The 21049-nt window shown below is 72.4% G+C and carries 1 protein-coding gene and 1 pseudogene; both read left to right on the top strand.

Annotation, left to right across the window (positions count from 1 at the left end; translation table 11 throughout):
* Nucleotides 1-57: 57 nt before the first annotated feature.
* Nucleotides 58-9948: pseudogene (locus OG841_RS08105) on the top strand (SDR family NAD(P)-dependent oxidoreductase); the annotation flags it as partial.
* A 42-nt stretch (nucleotides 9949-9990) separates the two neighbouring features.
* The gene (locus OG841_RS08100) at nucleotides 9991-21000 is read left to right on the top strand and encodes a type I polyketide synthase (RefSeq protein ID WP_371564233.1); all 11010 of its coding nucleotides are present in this window, start codon (nucleotides 9991-9993) and stop codon (nucleotides 20998-21000) included.
* The last annotated feature ends 49 nt before the right edge of the window (nucleotides 21001-21049 follow it).

Here is a 21049-nt window from a genome sequence, read left to right as displayed (position 1 = left end):
CGGCATTGCGAAGGGGTCGGACAAGTGGCTGCATCGACCGAAGAAATCGTCGCCGCACTGCGCAATTCGGTGAAGGAGAACGAACAACTCCGCCGCCGCATCAAGGCGCTGGAGAGCGGCGAGCCCGTCGCGATCGTCGGCATGGCCTGCCGCTACCCGGGCGGTGTGCGCTCCCCCGAGGACCTGTGGCGGCTGGTGGCCGACGGCACGGACGCCATCTCCGAGTTCCCTGCCGATCGTGGCTGGGACGTCGAGCGGCTCTACGACCCCGACCCCGACAAGCCCGGCAAGATCTACGTCCGCGAGGGCGGCTTCCTGCACGACGCGGCCGAGTTCGATGCCGGGTTCTTCGGTATCTCCCCGCGCGAGGCGTTGGCGATGGACCCCCAGCAGCGGTTGCTGCTGGAGACCTGCTGGGAGGCCGTGGAGCGGGCCGGCATCGACCCCAACTCCCTGCGTGAGACCCGCACCAGCGTCTTCGCGGGCTTCACCAACCAGGACTACCTGGCGCTCCACGAGGCACCGCAGGGTTACGAGGGATACCTCCTCACCGGCAACATCGCCAGTTTCCTCTCCGGCCGCATCGCCTACACGCTCGGCCTGGAGGGCCCGGCGGTGACCCTGGACACAGCATGCTCCTCCTCCCTGGTCGCCCTGCACCTGGCGATCCAGGCACTCCGCTCGGGCGAATGCGAAAAGGCACTGGTCGGCGCCGTGTCGGTGATGTCCGCCCCGGGGGAGTTCCTGGAGTTCAGTCGGCAGCGGGGGTTGTCGATGGACGGGCGGTGCCGGGCGTTCTCGGCGGATGCGGATGGCACGGGGTGGGCCGAGGGTGTGGGTGTGCTGGTTGTGGAGCGGTTGTCGGATGCCCGGCGGTTGGGGCATCGGGTGTTGGCGGTGGTGCGGGGGAGTGCGGTCAACCAGGACGGGGCGAGTAATGGGTTGACGGCGCCGAACGGTCCGTCGCAGCAGCGGGTGATCCGGGCGGCTTTGGAGAGTGCCGGGTTGTCGACGGCGGATGTGGACGCGGTGGAGGCTCACGGCACGGGGACGCGACTCGGGGATCCGATCGAGGCGCAGGCGCTGCTGGCGACGTACGGGCAGGGGCGGGATACCGAACGCCCCCTGTGGCTGGGTTCGTTGAAGTCGAACATCGGGCATGCGCAGGCGGCTGCGGGTGTGGCCGGTGTGATCAAGATGGTGATGGCGCTGCGTGAGGGGGTGCTGCCGCGCACGCTGCATGTGGATGAGCCGACGGCGCAGGTGGACTGGGCGTCGGGTGCGGTGGAGTTGTTGCGGGAGGCGCGGGAGTGGGCGTCTGAGGAGGGGCGGCTTCGCCGGGCCGGGGTGTCCGCCTTCGGGGCGAGTGGGACGAACGCGCATGTGATTGTGGAGGAGGCGCCGGCGGAGGAGACGGGGGAGACTCCTGCACGTGTTTCGGTGCCTGTGGTGCCGTGGGTGGTGTCGGGGCGGTCCTCCGAGGCGCTACGGGGGCAGTTGAGCCGGCTGGGGGACTGGACTCCGGGGCTGGATCCCGTGGATGTCGGATGGTCGCTGGTCTCGACTCGGTCCGTGTTCGAGCACCGGGCCGTGGTGATGGACGACGGCCGTCAACTGGCTCGCGGATTCGCGGGTACTGGTGGGACCGGGTTTGTGTTCTCCGGTCAGGGTTCTCAGCGGGTGGGGATGGGCCGGGAGTTGTATGCGGCGTATCCGGTGTTCGCGAGGGCTCTGGATGAGGTGTGCGGGGCTTTTGGCGGGTCGTTGCGGGAGGTGATGTTCGACGGTCCGGTGGAGGTGCTGGGGGACACGGCGTGGGCGCAGCCGGCGATTTTCGCGTGTGAGGTGGCGCTGTTCCGGCTGTTGGAGTCGTGGGGTGTGACCCCTGAGGTGCTGGTGGGGCACTCGATCGGTGAGCTGGCGGCCGCCCATGTGGCGGGGGTCTGGTCGCTCGAGGATGCGGTACGAGTGGTCACCGCGCGCGGTCGGCTGATGAGCCGACTGCCCTTGGGCGGCGCGATGGTGGCCCTCCAAGCGACTGAGGCCGAGGTGGCCGAGCTGCTGACGGACGACGTATCCATCGCTGCGGTGAACGGTCCCGAGGCGGTGGTGGTCTCGGGCGAGGAGTCGGCCGTTGTGGCGATCGCCGCTCGTTTCGAGGCCGAGGGCCGGAAGGTGAAGCGGCTGTCGGTCAGCCATGCCTTTCACTCGCCGTTGATGGAGCCGATGCTGGAGGACTTCCGTCAGGTCCTGGCCCAGGTCACCTTCCACGAGCCGCAGCTCACGCTTGTCAAGGAGGTGACCGATCCGGAGTACTGGGTACGGCATGTGCGCGACACTGTTCGCTTCCACGACGACGTCGAAGCCGCCCGTGGGGCAGGCGCCGTCCGTTTCGTGGAGGTGGGCCCGGACGCGGCGCTCTCCCCCTTGGTCCTGGGCTGCACGCCGATGCTGCGCCGCAACCGCGACGAACCCCAGACCGCCGTCAAGGCTCTCGCCGCGCTGTGGACCATCGGGGCTTCCGTCGACTGGGAGGTGCTGTTCGAGAATTCAGGCGCCCGAACCGTCGACCTGCCCACCTACGCCTTCCAACGCGACCGCTACTGGCTCACCTCCGACGTCACCCACACCTGGCGCGACGGAGGAGCAGACCTCCCGTCCCCGGCCGACCGCAGCTACCGCGTCGAGTGGCATGAGGTCGACGGCATGTCTCCCGTCGATCTGCCGGGAACTTGGCTTCTGGCCCTTGGCCCCGAGCCGGAAGAGGGGTGGGCGGGCGTGGTGGAGACCGCCCTGCGTGCCCGTGGTGCCGACGTGCGCCGCCTCGTCGTGTCCGAGCGCGATCGCGCCCGACTCGCCGAGGACATTGCAGAGTTGGGTCCGAATGAGCCCCTGCTCGGCGTCCTCTCCCTCCTCGACGCACCCGGCGAGGTGCCGGACACCCTCGCCCTGTGGCAGGCCCTCTCCGACGCAGGTGTCGAAGCCCGCCTCTGGTGCGTCACGCGCGGTGCCGTGTCGACCGGTCCCGATGACCCTGGCCCTCTCGGATCTGCCCAGCTCTGGGGCTTCGGCCGGATCGCCGCCGTAGAGGAGCCGCAGCGATGGGGCGGCCTGATCGACCTGCCGGGCGGTGACGGCCATGCCGTCTCGTCGGAGTCGGCCGAGCGGCTTGTGGCCGTCCTCGGCGCCGCCGCAAGGGACGCGGGCGGCGAGGACGAGACCGCCATACGCGGTTCGGCGATCCTGGCCCGGCGTCTCGTGCGCACCCCTGACCCGGCGCGGTCGGAAGGCGGCGGCGCGGCAGGGGCAGAGCCCTGGAAGCCGACCGGCACTGTCCTGATCACCGGTGGCACCGGCGAGCTCGGCAGCCGGGCGGCGCGCTGGGCCGCGGCAAACGGTGCCGAGCGGCTGGTCCTCCTCTCCCGCAGCGGCCCCGCCGCGCCCGGTGCCGCGGAGCTGGCGGACTCGCTGACCGGTGACGGGGTGCCGACCACGGTCCTTTCCTGCGATGTCACCCACCGCGCGGAGCTCACCCGGGTGGTGGGGGACCTGAAGGGCGCCGGGCTCGACGCCGTGCTGCACCTGGCCGGTTCCGGTGCCGACGACGTGGAGGGGCGGCACCTCGTCGACGTGCCCGCGGACGAGCTGCGCTCCGCGACCACCCCGCGAATCCTGGGTGCCACCCACCTGGACGAGCTGATCGACGACCCCGCGACGCAGTTCGTGCTGTACGGCTCCCTCGTCGGGGTCCTGGGATCCCCCGGGCTGGGTGCGCAGGCGCTCACGGACACATACACGCAAGCGCTGGTCGAACGGCGCCGGGCGCGGGGGCTCGCCGGCACGGTGATCGCCTGGGGCCCGTGGGCCACAGGGGACGCGGGGCCGCGCCACGGCCGGGGCATCGGGCTCCTCGATCCGGCAGCCGCGTTCGACGCCCTGGCACGGGCCGTGGCCGACCGGGCCGAACCAGGGCGCGTCGTCGCGGACATCGACTGGGACGAGTTCCTGCCCGAGTTCACCGCCGCCCGGCACCGGCCGGTGCTCGCCGCCCTGCCCGAGGCAAAGAGCCGGCAGCCCGAGTGCGATGGGGCCTCGGACTGGCAGCGTGGCGTCGCCGAGCGGCCGGTCGCCGAGCGGTTCGCCTTCGTCCTCGACGCCGTACGCCGAGAGGTCGCCCAGGTCCTGGGGTACGTGTCCACGGACGCGGTGGCGGACGAACGTGCCTTCAAGGACGTCGGGTTCGACTCGCTCGCGGCCGTCGAGCTGCGCAACCGCCTGCGCGCGGTCACCGGCCTCGAACTGCCGACCACGCTCGTCTTCGACTACCCCACCCCGCTCGTCCTCGCCGCGTACCTGCTGGACCTGGGCCGCCAGAGCGCTGCCGACGACGGCCTCGCACAGGAGATCCCGGCTGCCGTGCCCGCCGACGAGCCGATCGCGATCGTCGGCATGGCCTGCCGCTACCCGGGCGGCGTTGACTCGCCGGAGGCGCTGTGGCGGCTCGTCGCGGACGGCACCGACGCCGTCTCCGAGTTCCCCGCCGACCGGGGTTGGGACATCGAGGACCTGTACGACACCGACTCCGACAAGCCCGGCAAGACCTATACCAAGCAGGGCGGATTCCTACCCGAGCTGCCGCTCTTCGACGAGCAGTTTTTCGGCATCTCGCGCCGCGAGGCCCGCTCCCTCGACCCGCAGCAGCGGCTGCTGCTGGAGACGGCGTGGGAGGCGTTCGAGCGGGCGGGCCTCGACCCGCACGCCCTGCGCGGCAGCCGCACCGGCGTCTTCGTCGGCTCCAACGGCCAGGACTATCCGGACCTGCTGACCGGCCGCCCCGAGGACTACGACGGCTACCTGATGACCGGGAACGCCGCCAGCGTGATGTCCGGCCGCCTGTCCTACAGCTTCGGCCTGGAGGGCCCGGCGGTGACCGTGGACACGGCCTGCTCGTCGTCGCTGGTTGCCCTGCATCTCGCGGCGCAGGCGCTGCGCTCCGGCGAGTGCTCCCTCGCGCTCGCGGGCGGCGTCGTCGCCATGACCACCCCCAACACGTTCGTCGAGTTCAGCAGGCTGCGCGCGCTGTCGCCCGACGGCCGCTGCAAGGCGTTCTCCGCCGGCGCGGACGGCACCGGCTGGGCGGAGGGGGTGGGCGTCCTCGTCGTCGAACGGCTCTCCGACGCCCGGCGCAATGGGCACCGCGTCCTCGCCGTGGCGCGCGGCAGCGCCGTCAATCAGGACGGTGCGTCCAACGGCCTGACCGCCCCGAACGGCCCCTCCCAGCAGCGGGTCATCCGACAGGCCCTCGCCAACGCGGGACTGCGCCCCGCTGAGGTGGACGCGGTCGAGGCGCACGGCACGGGCACACCCCTCGGCGACCCGATCGAGGCGCAGGCGCTGCTGGCCACCTACGGACAGGGCCGGGATGCCGAACGGCCTTTGTGGCTCGGCTCGTTGAAGTCCAATATCGGTCACACCCAGGCCGCCGCCGGTGTCGGCGGGGTCATCAAGATGGTGATGGCGCTGCACCACCAGGTCCTGCCCAGGACCCTGCACGTGGAGGAGCCCACCCCGAAGGTCGACTGGTCGTCCGGGACCGTACGGCTACTGAGCGACGCCCGGCCGTGGCCGCGCGGTGAGGCGCCCCGCCGGGCCGCCGTCTCCTCCTTCGGTGCCAGCGGCACCAACGCCCACCTCATCGTCGAAGAAGCACCCGAGGCGCATCCGGAGGCCGAGCAACGTGAAGACGAGACCACCCCGCGGCCCTGGCTGCTCTCGGCCCACACCGAAGCGGCCCTCGCGGACCAGGCGCGCAAACTCCTGACCCACCTCGACCACGAACCCGGACGCACGCCCGCCGACATCGGCTGGTCGCTCGCCACTACGCGCGCGGTCTTCGACCACCGGGCAGTCGTCGTCGGCGCAACAACGGACCTCCTCCGCGCCGGACTCGAAGCCCTCGCGGCCGGTCAGCCCGCCGCCAACACCGTGACTGGCGCCGCCCACGCGCCTCGCGGCTCCATGCGCCGACCTGTCTTCGTCTTCCCTGGTCAGGGGGGTCAGTGGGTGGGGATGGCGGTGGAGCTCCTCGACTCCTCGCCGGTGTTCGCCGCTCGCTTTGCGGAGTGTGCGGAGGCGCTGGACCCGTTCACCGACTGGTCGTTGTTCGACGTGGTGCGGGGGGTGGAGGGTGCGCCTGGTTTTGACCGGGTGGATGTGGTGCAGCCGGTGTTGTTCGCGGTGATGGTGTCGTTGGCGGCGTTGTGGGAGTCGCTCGGTGTGACGCCGGCTGCGGTGGTGGGGCATTCGCAGGGGGAGATCGCGGCCGCCTGCGTTGCGGGCGCTCTGTCCCTGCAGGATGCGGCGCGGGTGGTGGCGTTGCGCAGTCAGGCGATTTTGGCTTTGTCGGGTCGGGGCGGGATGTTGTCGGTGCCGCTGCCGGTGGCTGTGGTGCGGGAGCGGGTCGCGGCCTGGGAGGGTGCGATCTCGGTGGCTGCGGTCAACGGTCCGTCCTCGACGGTGGTCTCGGGAGACGCCTGGGCGCTGGACGAGCTTTTCGCCGTGCTGGAGGGCGAGGGTGTGCGGGTCCGTCGTGTTCCGGTGGACTACGCCTCGCATTCCGTTCATGTGGAGGCGATCGAGGGTGAGTTGGCTGGTCTGCTCGCCCCCGTCGAGCCGCAGGCATCCGCCGTCCCCTTCTACTCGACGGTGACCGGCGGCGTGATCGACACGGCGACGATGGACGCGGGCTACTGGTACACCAACCTCCGCCGGACGGTCCTCTTCGAAGACACCGTCCGCGCCCTCCTCACCGACGGTCATTCCACCTTCGTGGAGATCAGCCCGCACCCCGTCCTCGCGGTCGGGCTCCAGGAGACCTTCGAGGACGCCGAGGCCACCACCGTGTCCGTCGGCTCGCTGCGCCGGGACGACGGCGGGCTGGACCGGCTGCTGCTGAGCGCCGCCGAACTCTACGTACAGGGCGTGCCGGTGGACTGGCGGGCGGCCTTCGCCGTGGCCTCGGCGCGCACGGTGGATCTGCCGACGTACGCCTTCCAGCGCAGCCGCTACTGGCTGGAGCCGGCTCAGGGCGCGGCGCAGGATCTGTCGGCCGCCGGTCTGAAGACGGCCGGGCATCCCCTGCTCGGCGCGGCGGTCGAGCTCGCCGACGACGGCGGCGTGGTGCTCACGTCCCGGCTCTCGCTGCGCACCCATCCCTGGCTCGCGGACCACGCCGTGAACGGGCAGGTCCTGCTGCCCGGCACCGTCTTCGTGGAGCTCGCCGTCCGCGCCGGGGACCAGGTCGGCGCCGAGCGGCTGGAAGAACTGACCCTCGCCTCCCCGCTCCTGCTGTCCGAGCAGGAAACGGTCCAACTCCAGGTCACCGCCAAGGGCGTGGACGCGGACGGACGGCGCGAGCTGGTCATCCACTCGAGGTCAGGCGGCGACGAGGAACATTCCTCCTGGACCCGGCACGCGGCCGGATCGCTCATCACCGGGACCGCGGACATCGCCGAGCCCCTGGTCGAGTCGGGCGCCTGGCCGCCCGCCGGCGCCGAGGAGCTCGACGTCGAGGGTGTCTACGACCGCTTCCTCGACCTGGGGTACGAGTACGGGCCGGTCTTCCAGGGCCTGCGGCGCGCCTGGCGGCTTGGGGACGACGTCTTCGCGGAGGTCTCCCTGCCCGAGCAGCAGCGCGCCGACGCCCCGCTGTATGTGCTGCACCCGGCGCTGCTCGACGCGGCCCTGCACGCCGTGATGGTGGTGACCCTGGAGGGGGCTGCCGAGCCGGTACTGCCCTTCGCCTGGAACGGGGTGACCGTCCACGCCTCGGGCGCGGACGGCTTGCGCGTGCGGCTGACCAGGACCGGCACGGACACCGTGGCCGTACATGTCGCCGACGCGAGCGGGGCGCCCGTGGCCACCGCCGCCCAGATGATGTGGCGGACGCTGTCCCCGGACGGGCTGGGCGGTGCCCGGCGCGTCACCCACCACGAGTCCCTCTTCCGGGCCGACTGGGTGCCCCTGACCAGCCCCGTGCCCGCCGCCGACTCTGCCCTGACCTGGGCCGTCGTCACGGGCGACGACCCGGCCGCGCGGGACCGGCTCGAAGCGGCCCTGGCCCGGCCCGTGTCCGGACACCACCCGGACCTGGCTGGTCTGCGGGCCGCCGTCGACGCGGGCACGGCCGTTCCCGACGTCGTCGTCCTCCCGCTCAAGGGCCATGGCGGGGGCGATGTGGTGGCGGAGACCCACGCCGCGGTCGTGCGGGCCCTGGGCGTCGTCCAGGACTGGCTGTCCGACGACCGGTTCGAGGTGTCCCGGCTCGTTCTCGCCTGCCCCGGCGGGGGACCGGACCACGGCACGGACAGCGCCGTTGGCCTCGCCGGCGCCGCCGCCTGGGGTCTGCTGAAGTCCGCCCAGACCGAGAACCCGGGGCGGATCGTCCTGGTCGACATCGCCCCGGACGCCTGGAGCGCACTGCCCGGCGTGGTCGCCTCGGGTGAGCCGCTGGCCGCGCTCACCGGCGACGGCACCGTGCTCGTCCCGCGGATCGCCCGCGTCCCCGTCCAAACGCCCCTGGAATCCGTACCGTTCGCCCCTGAAGGGACCGTCCTGATCACCGGCGGCACGGGCGTGCTCGGCGGGCTGCTCGCCCGGCACCTCGTCCGGGCGCACGGCGTACGGCACCTGCTGCTCGCCGGACGCCGGGGCGCCGACGCCCCGGGCGTCCGGCAACTCACCGCGGAACTCGCCGAACAGGGCGCCCACGTCACCGTCGCCGCCTGCGACTTCGCCGACCGTGAGGCCACCGCACGGCTGCTGGCCGCCGTACCGGACACGCACCCGCTCACCGCCGTCGTCCACGCCGCGGGCCTCGCCGACGACGGAGTCATCGGCTCGCTCACCCCGGAACGCACCGCCGCGGTCCTGCGCCCCAAGGTGGACGCCGCCTGGCATCTGCACGACCTCACCCGCGACCAGGAGCTCTCGGCGTTCGTGCTGTTCTCGTCCGCCGCCGCCACCCTGGGCGGTGCCGGCCAGGGCAACTACGCGGCGGCCAACGCCTTCCTGGACGCCCTCGCCCGCCACCGCCACGCCCGCGGACTGCCCGCACTCACCCTGTCGTGGGGACTGTGGGCGCAGGCCAGCGGCATCACCGGGCACCTCACCGAGGCCGACCACCAGCGCATGGCCCGGGCCGGCATGGCCGCACTCGACGCCGACGAGGCCCTCGGCCTGCTGGACACCGCCCTCACCGTGCCCGAACCCTGGCTGCTGCCCATGCGGCTCGACACCAAGGCCCTGCGCGCCCAGGGGGACGGCCTCGCCCACCTCTTCCGCGGCCTCGTACGACTCGCCCCGCGCCGGGGCGCCGCCGCCACCGGGGGCACGGCCGCCGCGGCCCCCGGCGGACTCACTGAGCGGCTGACCACCCTGAGCCGCGCGGAGCAGGAAGCCGAGCTGCTCCGCCTCGTCCTCACGCACGTCGCCACCGTCCTCGGCCACGGTGACCCGGACACCGTCGACGGCGAGACCGCCTTCAAGGAACTCGGCTTCGACTCACTGACCGCCGTGGACCTGCGTAACCGCCTCAACGCCGAGGTCGGACGCCGCCTGCCGGCCACCCTCGTCTTCGACTACCCGACGCCACGGGCCCTCGCCGACTACCTGCATCGGGAGATCGTCGACGACGGACTCTCCGCCGAGGAACGCGTCCTGAAGGAGATCGACCGGCTTGGCGACGTCCTCACCGCTGTCTCCCTCGACAAACTCGCCCGCGAGATGACCCGGACCCGACTGCACCAACTCCTCACGGTCTGGGACGAGGAACCGGCCGACGCGACATCGGCCACCGGTGTCACCGACGTGGTCGAGGGGATCGGCGCCTCCTCCATGGAGGAGATGTTCGCCTTCGTCGACAAGGAATTCGGCACCAACGCCAAGTGATCCGCCGTCACCCGACCGACTGATTGATTGAGGTATTCAGCCATGGAGAACGACGAGAAGCTTCTCTCGTACTTCAAGAAGGTCACGGCCGATCTCTACCAGACGCGCCACCGTCTCGAAGAGCTCGAGAACAAGAACCGCGAACCCGTCGCGATCATCGGCATGGCCTGCCGCTACCCCGGCGGCGTCCGCTCGCCGGAGGACCTGTGGCAGTTGGTCGCCGACGGCACCGACGCCGTCGGCGACTTCCCCACAGGGCGCGGCTGGGACCTCGACACCCTCTTCGACCCGGACCCCGACCGGCAGGGCAGGAGCTACGTCCGCGAGGGCGGCTTCCTCCACGACGCCGACGAGTTCGACCCCGCCTTCTTCGGCATGAGCCCCCGCGAGGCACTCGCCGTCGACGTCCAGCAGCGACTGCTCCTGCAGATCGCCTGGGAGGCCTTCGAACGCGCGGGACTCGTCCCCCAGTCCGTGAAGGACACGCCGGTGGGCGTGTACACGGGCCTCATGTACGGCGACTACGGCTCGCGTATCCGTGACATCCCCGACGGCTTCGAGGGCTACCTCCTGCACGGCAGCGCGGGCAGCGTCGCCTCCGGCCGTATCGCCTACAACCTCGGCCTCGTCGGCCCGGCGGTCACGGTCGACACGGCGTGCTCGTCGTCGCTGGTCGCGCTGCATCTGGCGGTGCAGGCGCTGCGGGCGGGGGAGTGCTCCCTGGCCCTGGCCGGCGGGGTGACCGTCATGGCGACCCCCGGGCCCTTCATCGAGTTCAGCCGACAGCGCGGTCTTTCCCCGGACGGCCGCTGCAAGTCCTTCTCGGCCACCGCCGACGGCGCCGGCTGGGGCGAGGGAGCCGGGCTCCTGCTCCTCGAGCGCCTCTCCGAGGCCCGCCGCAACGGCCACCGCGTCCTCGCCGTCGTCAACGGCTCGGCCGTCAACCAGGACGGTGCCTCCAATGGCTTCACCGCACCGAACGGCCCGTCCCAACAGCGCGTCATCCGGGACGCGTTGGCGAGCGCCGGGCTCACACCTGCGGACGTGGACGCGGTGGAGGCGCACGGCACGGGCACCCCACTCGGGGATCCGATCGAGGCCGAGGCGCTGTTGGCGACGTATGGGCAGGGGCGGGAGGTTGGACGCCCCCTGTGGCTGGGTTCGTTGAAGTCGAATGTCGGGCATGCGCAGGCGGCTGCGGGTGTCGGTGGTGTGATCAAGATGGTGATGGCGCTGCGTGAGGGGGTGCTGCCGCGCACGCTGCATGTGGATGAGCCGACGGCGCAGGTGGACTGGGCGTCGGGTGCGGTGGAGTTGTTGCGGGGGGCGCGGGAGTGGGCGCCTGAGGAGGGGCGGCTGCGGCGGGCCGGGGTCTCGTCGTTCGGGATCAGTGGGACGAACGCGCATGTGATTGTGGAGGAGGCGCCGGCTCAGGAAGAGGGTGAGCAGACGCGAGCCGGTGTTTCCGTCCCGGTCGTCCCGTGGGTGGTGTCGGGGCGGTCGGCTGGGGCGTTGCGGGGGCAGTTGGGTCGGCTGTCGGAGTGGGTGGGTGGTCTGGATCCCGTCGATGTGGGGTGGTCGCTGATCACTTCGCGGTCTGTTTTCGAGCATCGGGCCGTGGTGGTCGACGGGGTTGGTGAGCCGGTGACGGGGGTCGCGGCTGCCGGTGGGACCGGGTTTGTGTTCTCCGGTCAGGGTTCTCAGCGGGTGGGGATGGGCCGGGAGTTGTATGCGGCGTATCCGGTGTTCGCGAGGGCTCTGGATGAGGTGTGCGGGGCTTTTGGCGGGTCGTTGCGGGAGGTGATGTTCGACGGTCCGGTGGAGGTGCTGGGGGACACGGCGTGGGCGCAGCCGGCGATTTTCGCGTGTGAGGTGGCGCTGTTCCGGCTGTTGGAGTCGTGGGGTGTGACCCCTGAGGTGCTGGTGGGGCACTCGATCGGTGAGCTGGCGGCCGCCCATGTGGCGGGGGTGTGGTCTCTCGAGGATGCGGTGAAGGTGGTGGCTGCCCGCGGTCGGCTGATGAGTGGGCTGCCGTCGGGTGGGGCGATGGTGGCGCTTCAGGCGGCCGAGGCGGAGGTGGCCGAGCTGCTGACGGACGACGTATCCATCGCTGCGGTGAACGGTCCCGAGGCGGTGGTGGTCTCGGGCGAGGAGTCGGCCGTTGTGGCGATCGCCGCTCGTTTCGAGGCTGAGGGCCGGAAGGTGAAGCGGCTGTCGGTCAGTCACGCTTTTCACTCGCCGTTGATGGAGCCGATGCTGGAGGATTTCCGTCAGGTCCTGGCCCAGGTCACCTTCCACGAGCCGCAGCTCACGCTTGTCAAGGAGGTGACCGATCCGGAGTACTGGGTACGGCATGTGCGCGACACTGTTCGCTTCCACGACGACGTCGAAGCCGCCCGCGAGGCAGGTGTGGTGCGTTTCGTCGAGGTGGGCCCGGACGCGGCGCTCTCCCCCTTGGTCCTGGGCTGCACGCCGATGCTGCGCCGCAACCGCGACGAACCCCAGACCGCCGTCAAGGCTCTCGCCGCGCTGTGGACCACCGGGGCTTCCGTCGACTGGGAGGTGCTGTTCGAGAATTCAGGCGCCCGAACCGTCGACCTGCCCACCTACGCCTTCCAACGCGACCGCTACTGGCTGGAACCCGCCACCCCCACCGCAGGCGACGTATCCTCCGCCGGCCTGGGCATCGCCGCGCACCCCCTCCTCGGTGCCGCCATCCACCTCGCCGAAGGCGACGGCCTGATCCTCACCGGCCGTCTTTCCCGCCGCTCGCATCCCTGGCTGACCGATCACGCGATCCTGGACACGGTCCTGCTCCCCGGCACCGCCTTCCTGGAGCTGGCCGTGTGGGCGGGGGACCAGGTCGGCGCCCCCACCGTCGAGGAACTCACCCTCCAGGCCCCGTTGATCCTCCCCGACCAGGGCGCCCTCCAGCTCCAGGTGACCGTCGGCGCCCCCGATGAGACCGGGCGACGTGAGATAGGGATCCACTCGCGCCTCGACCCGGTCGACGGCACGGAGGAGCCCTGGACCCGGCACGCCTCCGGCGCGCTCGTCCCTCAGGACGAGGGCGCAGACGACGCAGAGGCGGGACCCCGCCACCGAGGCCGGTCCACCGAGTCGGGCGACCATGACGTCGCCACGTCCTGGCCGCCGACCGGAGCGACGGCCGTCTCCACCCAGGGTTACTACGAGCGTCTCGCCGGGGAGGGCCACGACTACGGCCCTGCCTTCCAGGGGCTGCGAGCCGTCTGGCGAAGCGACGACGAGGTCTTCGCCGACGTCGAGCTGCCCGCCGAAGCCGCCCGGAAAACCGGCGAGTTCGCCGTCCACCCGGCCCTCCTCGACGCGGCCCTGCACGCCGTCGGGCTGAGCGGGCTGCTCGGCGACAGCGAGGCCCGGGCGCGGCTGCCGTTTGCCTGGGGACAGGTGACGCTCCACGCGTCCGGCGCCTCCGCGCTGCGGGTGCGGCTGACCCGCACCGGAGCCGACACCCTGCGGCTCACCGCGTCCGCACCCTCCGGACAGCCCGTCGCGACCGTGGGGTCGCTGCTGCTGCGGGCGGTCACCGGCGAGCAGCTCGCTACGGCCCGCCCGCGCGGCGACGAGGCCCTGTTCCACGTCGACTGGTCACCCCTTACCTCCCGCGAGCCCGAGGTCCCCGCGGCCACGTGGGCGGTCCTCGCCGACGATCAGTCCCACCGGGGCGGGCACCTCCTCGCGGCCGCGCTGGCCGAGCAGGGCGCCACGACGGCGACGTACGACGGTCTTGATGCCCTGCGCGCCGACCTGGACCGCGGTGAGACCGTTCCCGGAGCGGTGGTGTTCACCTGCCGTACGGAGGCCGGCGCCGCGGAACGGGACGCGGTGCGCGCGGCCCTGCACCGGACGCTGGAGTTCGTCCAGGACTGGCTCGCCGACGAGCGGTTCGCCACGACCACGCTGGTGGTGCTCACCCGGGGTGCCCTGTGCGCCCGACCGGGCGAGAACGTCACCGACCTGCCGGGCGCGGCCGTCCACGGTCTGCTGCGGACGGCACAGACGGAGCACCCCGGCCGGATCGTGCTCGTCGACAGCGAGAGCGGAGCACCGGACGGCGACGCCAACCCGGGCGTGGCCCGCGCGCTCGCGGCCCTGATCGCCATTGACGAACCCCAGGCCGCCATCCGCTCCGGTCAAACCCTCGTGCCCCGGCTGACACGCGCGGGCGCGCACAGCGACCAAGCCCCGGTCCTCGACCCGCAGGGCACCGTCCTCGTCACCGGCGGCACCGGCATGCTCGGCGGACTGCTCGCCCGCCACCTCGCAGCCCGGCACGGCGTCCGCAGGCTCGTGCTCACCAGCCGACGTGGTCCCGCGGCCGACGGCGCCGCCGAACTCGTGGAGGCACTACGGGAGCTGGGTGCGCGGGCCGAGGTCGTCGCCTGCGACGCCGCGGACCGGGACGCGCTCGCCGCCGTGCTGGCCGCGATCCCCGACTCGGCGCCACTCACAGCCGTCGTACACACCGCAGGCGTCGTGGACGACGGTGTGTTCGCCGCGCAGAGCCCCGAGCGCGTCGACGCCGTCCTGCGGCCCAAGGCTGACGCCGCCCGCATCCTGCACGAGCTGACGCGGGAGGCCGACCTGGCGGCGTTCGTGCTGTTCTCGTCGGCGGCCGCGGCCTTCGGCGGAGCCGGTCAGGCCGGCTACGCGGCGGCCAACGCCTGCCTGGACGCCCTCGCCCAGCAGCGCGCCGCCCAGGGGCTCCCGGCCGTCTCGCTCGCCTGGGGTCTGTGGCAGCAGGCCAGCGCCATCACCGGACACCTCGGCGACGCCGATCTGCGGCGCGCCGCGCGCGGTGGCATGACCGCACTGCCCACCGAGGAGGCGCTCGCCCTCTTCGACGCCGCGCTCGGGCAGGAGCGCCCGGTGGTCGTGCCGACCCGGCTCGACCTGGCCGCGCTCCGGCGCTCCGGCGAGGTGCCCGCCCTGCTGCGGTCCCTCGTACGGCCCGCTCGGCGTGCCGTGCTCGCCGCGGGCGCCGACGCGGCCCGCACCCTGCGCGACCGGCTGGCCGCCCTGCCCGCCGACGACCGCGAGGCCGCCGCCCTCACCCTGGTCGGCCGGCATGTCGCCGACGTGCTGGGCCACGGCTCCGTGGACGCGGTCGAGGCGGGCCGCGCTTTCCAGGAGATGGGCTTCGACTCCCTCATGGCCGTCGAACTGCGCAACCGGCTCAACGCCGAGACCGGTCTGCGCCTGCCCGCCACCCTCGTCTTCGACTACCCGACCCCGCAGGTGATGGCCGCCCGGATCACCGCCGAACTCCTCGGGGAGCAGGGCGGGACGACCACCGCGGCACCGGTCCCGGTCGCCGGCACCGCCGACGACCCCGTTGTGATCGTCGGCATGGCCTGCCGCTTCCCCGGCGGGGTGACCAGCCCCGAAGACCTGTGGCGGCTGGTCGCCGATGGTTCCGACGGCATCACGGAGTTCCCCGGAAACCGCGGCTGGGACGTGGACGGCCTCTACGACCCCGACCCCGAGCGCACGGGCAAGACCTACACCCGCTACGGCGGCTTCCTGCACGACCTCGACCAGTTCGACGCCGGGTTCTTCGGAATCTCGCCGCGTGAAGCCCTCGGCATGGACCCGCAGCAGCGGCTGCTGTTGGAGACGTCCTGGGAGGCGTTCGAGCGGGCCGGCATCGACCCGGCCGCGCTGCACGGCTCCCGCACCGGCGTGTTCATCGGCGCCAACGGCCAGGACTACGCGGCCCTCCTCGCCGAGGTCCCGCAGGACTACGAGGGCTATCTGCTGACCGGCGGCTCGGCCAGCGTCATCTCCGGCCGCCTCGCCTACGCGTTCGGCCTGGAGGGCTCGGCGGTCACCGTGGACACGGCCTGCTCCTCCTCCCTGGTCGCCCTGCACCTGGCCGCCCGCTCCGTGCGCGACGGCGAATGCGACCTCGCGCTCGTCGGCGGCGCCGCCCTCATGGCGACCCCCACCCTGTTCGTCGAGTTCAGCCGGCAGCGCGGTCTGTCGCCCGACGGCCGCTGCAAGGCGTTCTCCGCCGGCGCGGACGGCACCGGCTGGGCGGAGGGTGTGGGCGTCCTCGTCGTCGAACGGCTCTCCGCCGCCCGGCGCAAGGGACACCATGTCCTGGCCGTCGTCGAGGGCAGCGCGGTGAATCAGGACGGCGCGAGCAACGGCCTGACCGCACCCAATGGACCGTCCCAACAGCGCGTCATCCGGGAGGCCTTGGCGAGCGCGGGCCTGTCACCCGCCGACGTGGACGCCGTCGAGGCGCACGGCACGGGGACGAGACTGGGCGACCCGATCGAGGCCCAGGCACTCCTCGCCACCTACGGACAGGGCCGGGATGCCGAACGGCCGATGTGGCTTGGCTCGTTGAAGTCCAACATCGGGCACACCCAGGCCGCCGCCGGAGTCGCCGGCGTCATCAAGATGGTCATGGCCCTGCGCCACGGAGTGCTGCCACAGACCCTGCACGTGAGCGAGCCCACGCCACAGGTCGACTGGACGGCCGGCGCGGTGGAACTGCTCTCCGAGAACCGTCCCTGGCCCGAGTCCGGCCCGGACCGCCCGCGCCGCGCGGGAATCTCGTCCTTCGGCGTGAGCGGGACCAACGCCCACGTCGTCATCGGACAGGCGCCGGAGCCGGCCGATGCGCCTGAGTCCGCGGATGCGCTTGAGTCCGCCGATGCGCTTGAGTCGGCCGAGGCTTCCGCCGCACCTCCGGCAATCCCGCTCGTCGTGTCCGCCCGATCCGAGGCCGCCCTGCGCACTCAGGCCCAGCGCCTGCGCACTCTGCTGGCCACGGGCACCCCCGCGGCCGACGTCGGCCTCACCCTCGTACGCCACCGCTCCCTCTTCGAGGAGCGCGCCGTCGTCGTGGGCCGCGACCACGACGACCTCCTCACCGCACTCACCGCACTCGCCACCGGCGAACCCACACCGAACGTGGTGACGGGAACCGCGACAGTCCAGGGGCGCGCCACCCGACCTGTCTTCGTCTTCCCTGGTCAGGGGGGTCAGTGGGTGGGGATGGCGGTGGAGCTCCTCGACTCCTCGCCGGTGTTCGCCGCTCGCTTTGCGGAGTGTGCGGAGGCGCTGGACCCGTTCACCGACTGGTCGTTGTTGGATGTGGTGCGGGGGGTGGAGGGTGCGCCTGGTTTTGACCGGGTGGATGTGGTGCAGCCGGTGTTGTTCGCGGTGATGGTGTCGTTGGCGGCGTTGTGGGAGTCGCTCGGTGTGACGCCGGCTGCGGTGGTGGGGCATTCGCAGGGGGAGATCGCGGCTGCGTGTGTGGCGGGGGCGTTGTCGCTGGGGGATGCGGCGCGGGTGGTGGCGTTGCGCAGTCAGGCGATCCTGGCTTTGTCGGGTCGGGGCGGGATGTTGTCGGTGCCGCTGCCGGTGGCTGTGGTGCGGGAGCGGGTCGCGGCCTGGGAGGGTGCGATCTCGGTGGCTGCGGTCAACGGTCCGTCCTCGACGGTGGTCTCGGGAGACGCCTGGGCGCTGGACGAGCTTTTCGCCGTGCTGGAGGGCGAGGGTGTGCGGGTCCGTCGTGTTCCGGTGGACTACGCCTCGCATTCCGTTCATGTGGAGGCGATCGAGGGTGAGGTGGCTGGTCTGCTGGCTCCCATCGAGGCGCGTACGTCGCGGGTTCCCTTCTACTCGACGGTGACCGGCGGCCTGATCGACACGGCGACGATGGACGCGGGCTACTGGTACACCAACCTCCGCCGGACGGTCCTCTTCGAAGACACCGTCCGCGCCCTCCTCACCGACGGCTACCGGGCCTTCGTCGAATCCAGCCCCCACCCCGTCCTCGCCATGGGGCTCCTGGAGACCGCGGACACCGTGGGCCACGACCTGGTGGTGACCGGTTCGCTGCGGCGCGACGAAGGCGGCCTCGACCGCGTGCTGTTGTCCCTGGCCGAACTGCACGTCAGCGGCGTACCGGTGGACTGGGAGGCGGTCTTCGCCGGGACGTCCGCGCACACGGTGGATCTGCCCACCTACCCGTTCCAGCGCCGCAGCTACTGGCTGCGTCCGCCGGCCCGGCGGCACAGCGGTCAGGTCGCCGAGGTGGGCATCGGTGGGGCGGACCATCCGCTGCTCGGCGCGGTGGTCGAACTCGCCGACGGCGCAGGCGCGGTGTTCACCGGGCGGCTGTCCACAGCGACGCAGCCCTGGCTCGCGGACCACGCGGTCCTCGACACCGTCCTGCTGCCCGGCACCGGATTCGTGGAACTCGCCCAGTACGCGGCCAGGCGCGTCGGAGCCGACGGCATCGACGAACTCACGCTGCACGCCCCGCTGGTCCTGCCGGCGGACGGCGCCGTACAGGTGCAGGTCGTGGTCGGCGGACGCGACGACACCGGCCGGTGCGAGATCGGCGTCTACTCACGCACCGAACCCGCCGTCGGCCCGGAGTCCGGCACGGCGGCCGAAGAGCCGCCGGACCGGCCCTGGACCCGGCACGCCATGGGCTTCCTCACCGCAGCGGGCGCCGCGCCGCCGATCACCGCCGACCAGCACCTCACCGCCTGGCCGCCCGCCGACGCCGAGGAACTCGACGTCCAGGGCGTCTACGACTGGTTCGCGGACCTCGGCTACGGCTACGGCCCCGCCTTCCAGGGGCTACGGCGCGCCTGGCGCCGGGGCGAGGAAGTGTTCACCGAGGTCGCCCTGCCCGAGGAGTACGCCTCCCAGGCCGACGCCTTCGAACTGCACCCCGCCCTCCTGGACGCAGCGCTGCACGCCACCGTCCTCGGCTACCACGGCGACACAGAGACCGCTGTCCTGCCGTTCTCCTGGAACGGTGTACGGACGCACGCCACCGGAGCCGACGCCCTGCGCGTTCGGTTCCGGCGCAGCGGCGAGGACATCGTCACCGTGACCGTCGCCGACGCCACCGGGGCGCCCGTCGCCACCGTCGACTCGCTGGCCGCGCGACCGCTCTCCACCGACCAGCTCGAAGAGGTCAAGAAGGCCCTCGGTGAGAGCGCCGCCGCCGAGGACTCCTGGCGCTACCGCATCGACTGGACCCGGATCACCGACACCCCCGACGCGGCCCTCAGCGGCAGCTGGCTGCTCGTCGTGCCGGCCGGGCAGGCCGACGATTCGTGGATCACCGCGAGCGCCCAGGCCCTCCGGACGCGCGGCGCCCGGGTGACCACCGTCCTCGTCGACGACGCCCTGGCCGCCGACCGAGCCGCCCTTGCCGACCGCCTCACCGGGGCCGCCGGGGACGACGGAATCGGCGGACCCGTCGCCGGGGTGCTGTCCTGGCTCGCCCTGGACGAACGCATGCACCCCGACCACCCGTCGGTCCCGCTGGGCCTCGCACACACCGTCACCACCGTCCAGGCCATGGACACCGCGGGCATCGAGGCACCCTTGTGGATCGCCACCCAGGACGCGGTGCAGGCCACCGACACCGACCCCGTCGACCACGTCCTGCAGTCCGCCGTCTGGGGCCTGGGCCGGGTCATCGCCCTTGAACAGCCCAAGCAGTGGGGCGGCCTCGTCGACGTCCCCGCCACGACCGGCGAACGCGCGGTCGGCCGTCTCGCCGACGTGCTGGCGGCCGACCGCGACGAAGACCAACTGGCCGTGCGCGACACGGGCGTCCTCGTACGACGCCTCCAGCGTGCTCCGCGCCCCGAGCCGTCATCAAAACGGCCGTGGAAGCCGGCCGGCACCGTGCTCGTCACCGGCGGCACCGGCGCCCTCGGCGGACACGTGGCCCGCTGGCTCGCCGAGGAAGGAGCCGACCACCTGATCCTGACCAGCCGCAGCGGACGCGACGCGGCCGGCGCGGACGAGCTGGAGGCCGAGCTGACCGCGCTCGGCGCGCAGGTCACCATCGCCAAGTGTGACGTCGCCGACCGCGCCCAACTCGCCGAGCTGCTCGACTCCTTGCCCGGCGACAGCCCGCTCGACGCCGTCATCCACACCGCCGGCGTCTCCCGCGACGGCATCGTCGACGGCCTCACCGTTGAGAACATGGACGCCGTCCTCCGGCCGAAGATCGACGCGGCGCTCAACCTGCACGAACTCACCGCCCATCTCGATCTGTCGGCGTTCGTCCTGTTCTCCTCCGTGTCCGGCGTCCTCGGCTCCGCGGGCCAGGCCGCCTACGCCGCCGGGAACACCTTCCTCGACACCCTCGTCCAGCAGCGGCGCGCCGAAGGACGCGTCGGCGCCTCCTTCGGCTGGGGCATGTGGGGCGGCGACGGCATGGCCACCCTCGGATCCAACGAGGCCCGCATCAAACGACGCGGCATCCGACCGATGGACCCCGGCACCGCCGTCGACGTCATGGCTCGCTCCCTGCTCGCGGACGAGCCGTTCCTCACCGTCATCGACGTCGACTGGCGCCGCTTCGTCGCCGAGGTGCACGGCGGCCGGGCCCGCCCGATCATCCGTGACCTGCCCGACGTACGGGCCCTGCGGACGGCCGCGGCCAGGACACCCGCCGGAACGACGGCACAGACGGCGCCCGGGGACGGCCCCGACGGGCTCGGCGCCCGGCTCGCCGGCCTCGCCCCCGCCGAGCAGAACCAGCTCCTGACCACCCTGGTCCGCACCCATGTGGCCACCGCCCTCGGCCACGCGTCGGCCGCCGAGATCGCCCCGGAACGTGCCTTCAAGGAACTGGGCTTCGACTCCTTGATCGCTGTCGAGCTTCGGAATCGGCTCAACGCGGCGACGGGCCTCAGGCTGCCCGCCACTCTGGTCTTCGATTATCCGACACCCGCGACCCTGGCCGCCTACTTGGGGGAACAGCTGGCCCCGGCGCAGGAGACGACCGTCGACTCCGTCCTCGCGGGACTCGACGCCCTCGAAGCTGCCCTCGCGGCCCTGGCACCGACGGACGGCGAAACGGCCCGGGTGGCCGCGCGGGCCCGCGAGGTCCTCGCCGCGGTCGGCGGCGCCCCGGCCGCCACCGGCCCAGGCGCGGCCTCCGCACAGAAGATCGAGTCCGCCTCGGACGACGAGATCTTCGACTTCATCAACAAGGAGCTCGGCAAGTCCTAGTAAGGCGCCACAGAGCAGGCAGAGCAGGCAGAGCACGCACACTGCTGGA

The organism is Streptomyces canus (assembly GCF_041435015.1).
Taxonomy (GTDB): domain Bacteria; phylum Actinomycetota; class Actinomycetes; order Streptomycetales; family Streptomycetaceae; genus Streptomyces; species Streptomyces canus_G.
Note: the sequence above shows the minus strand (reverse complement) of the source record. Positions and strands in the feature narration are given on the sequence as shown.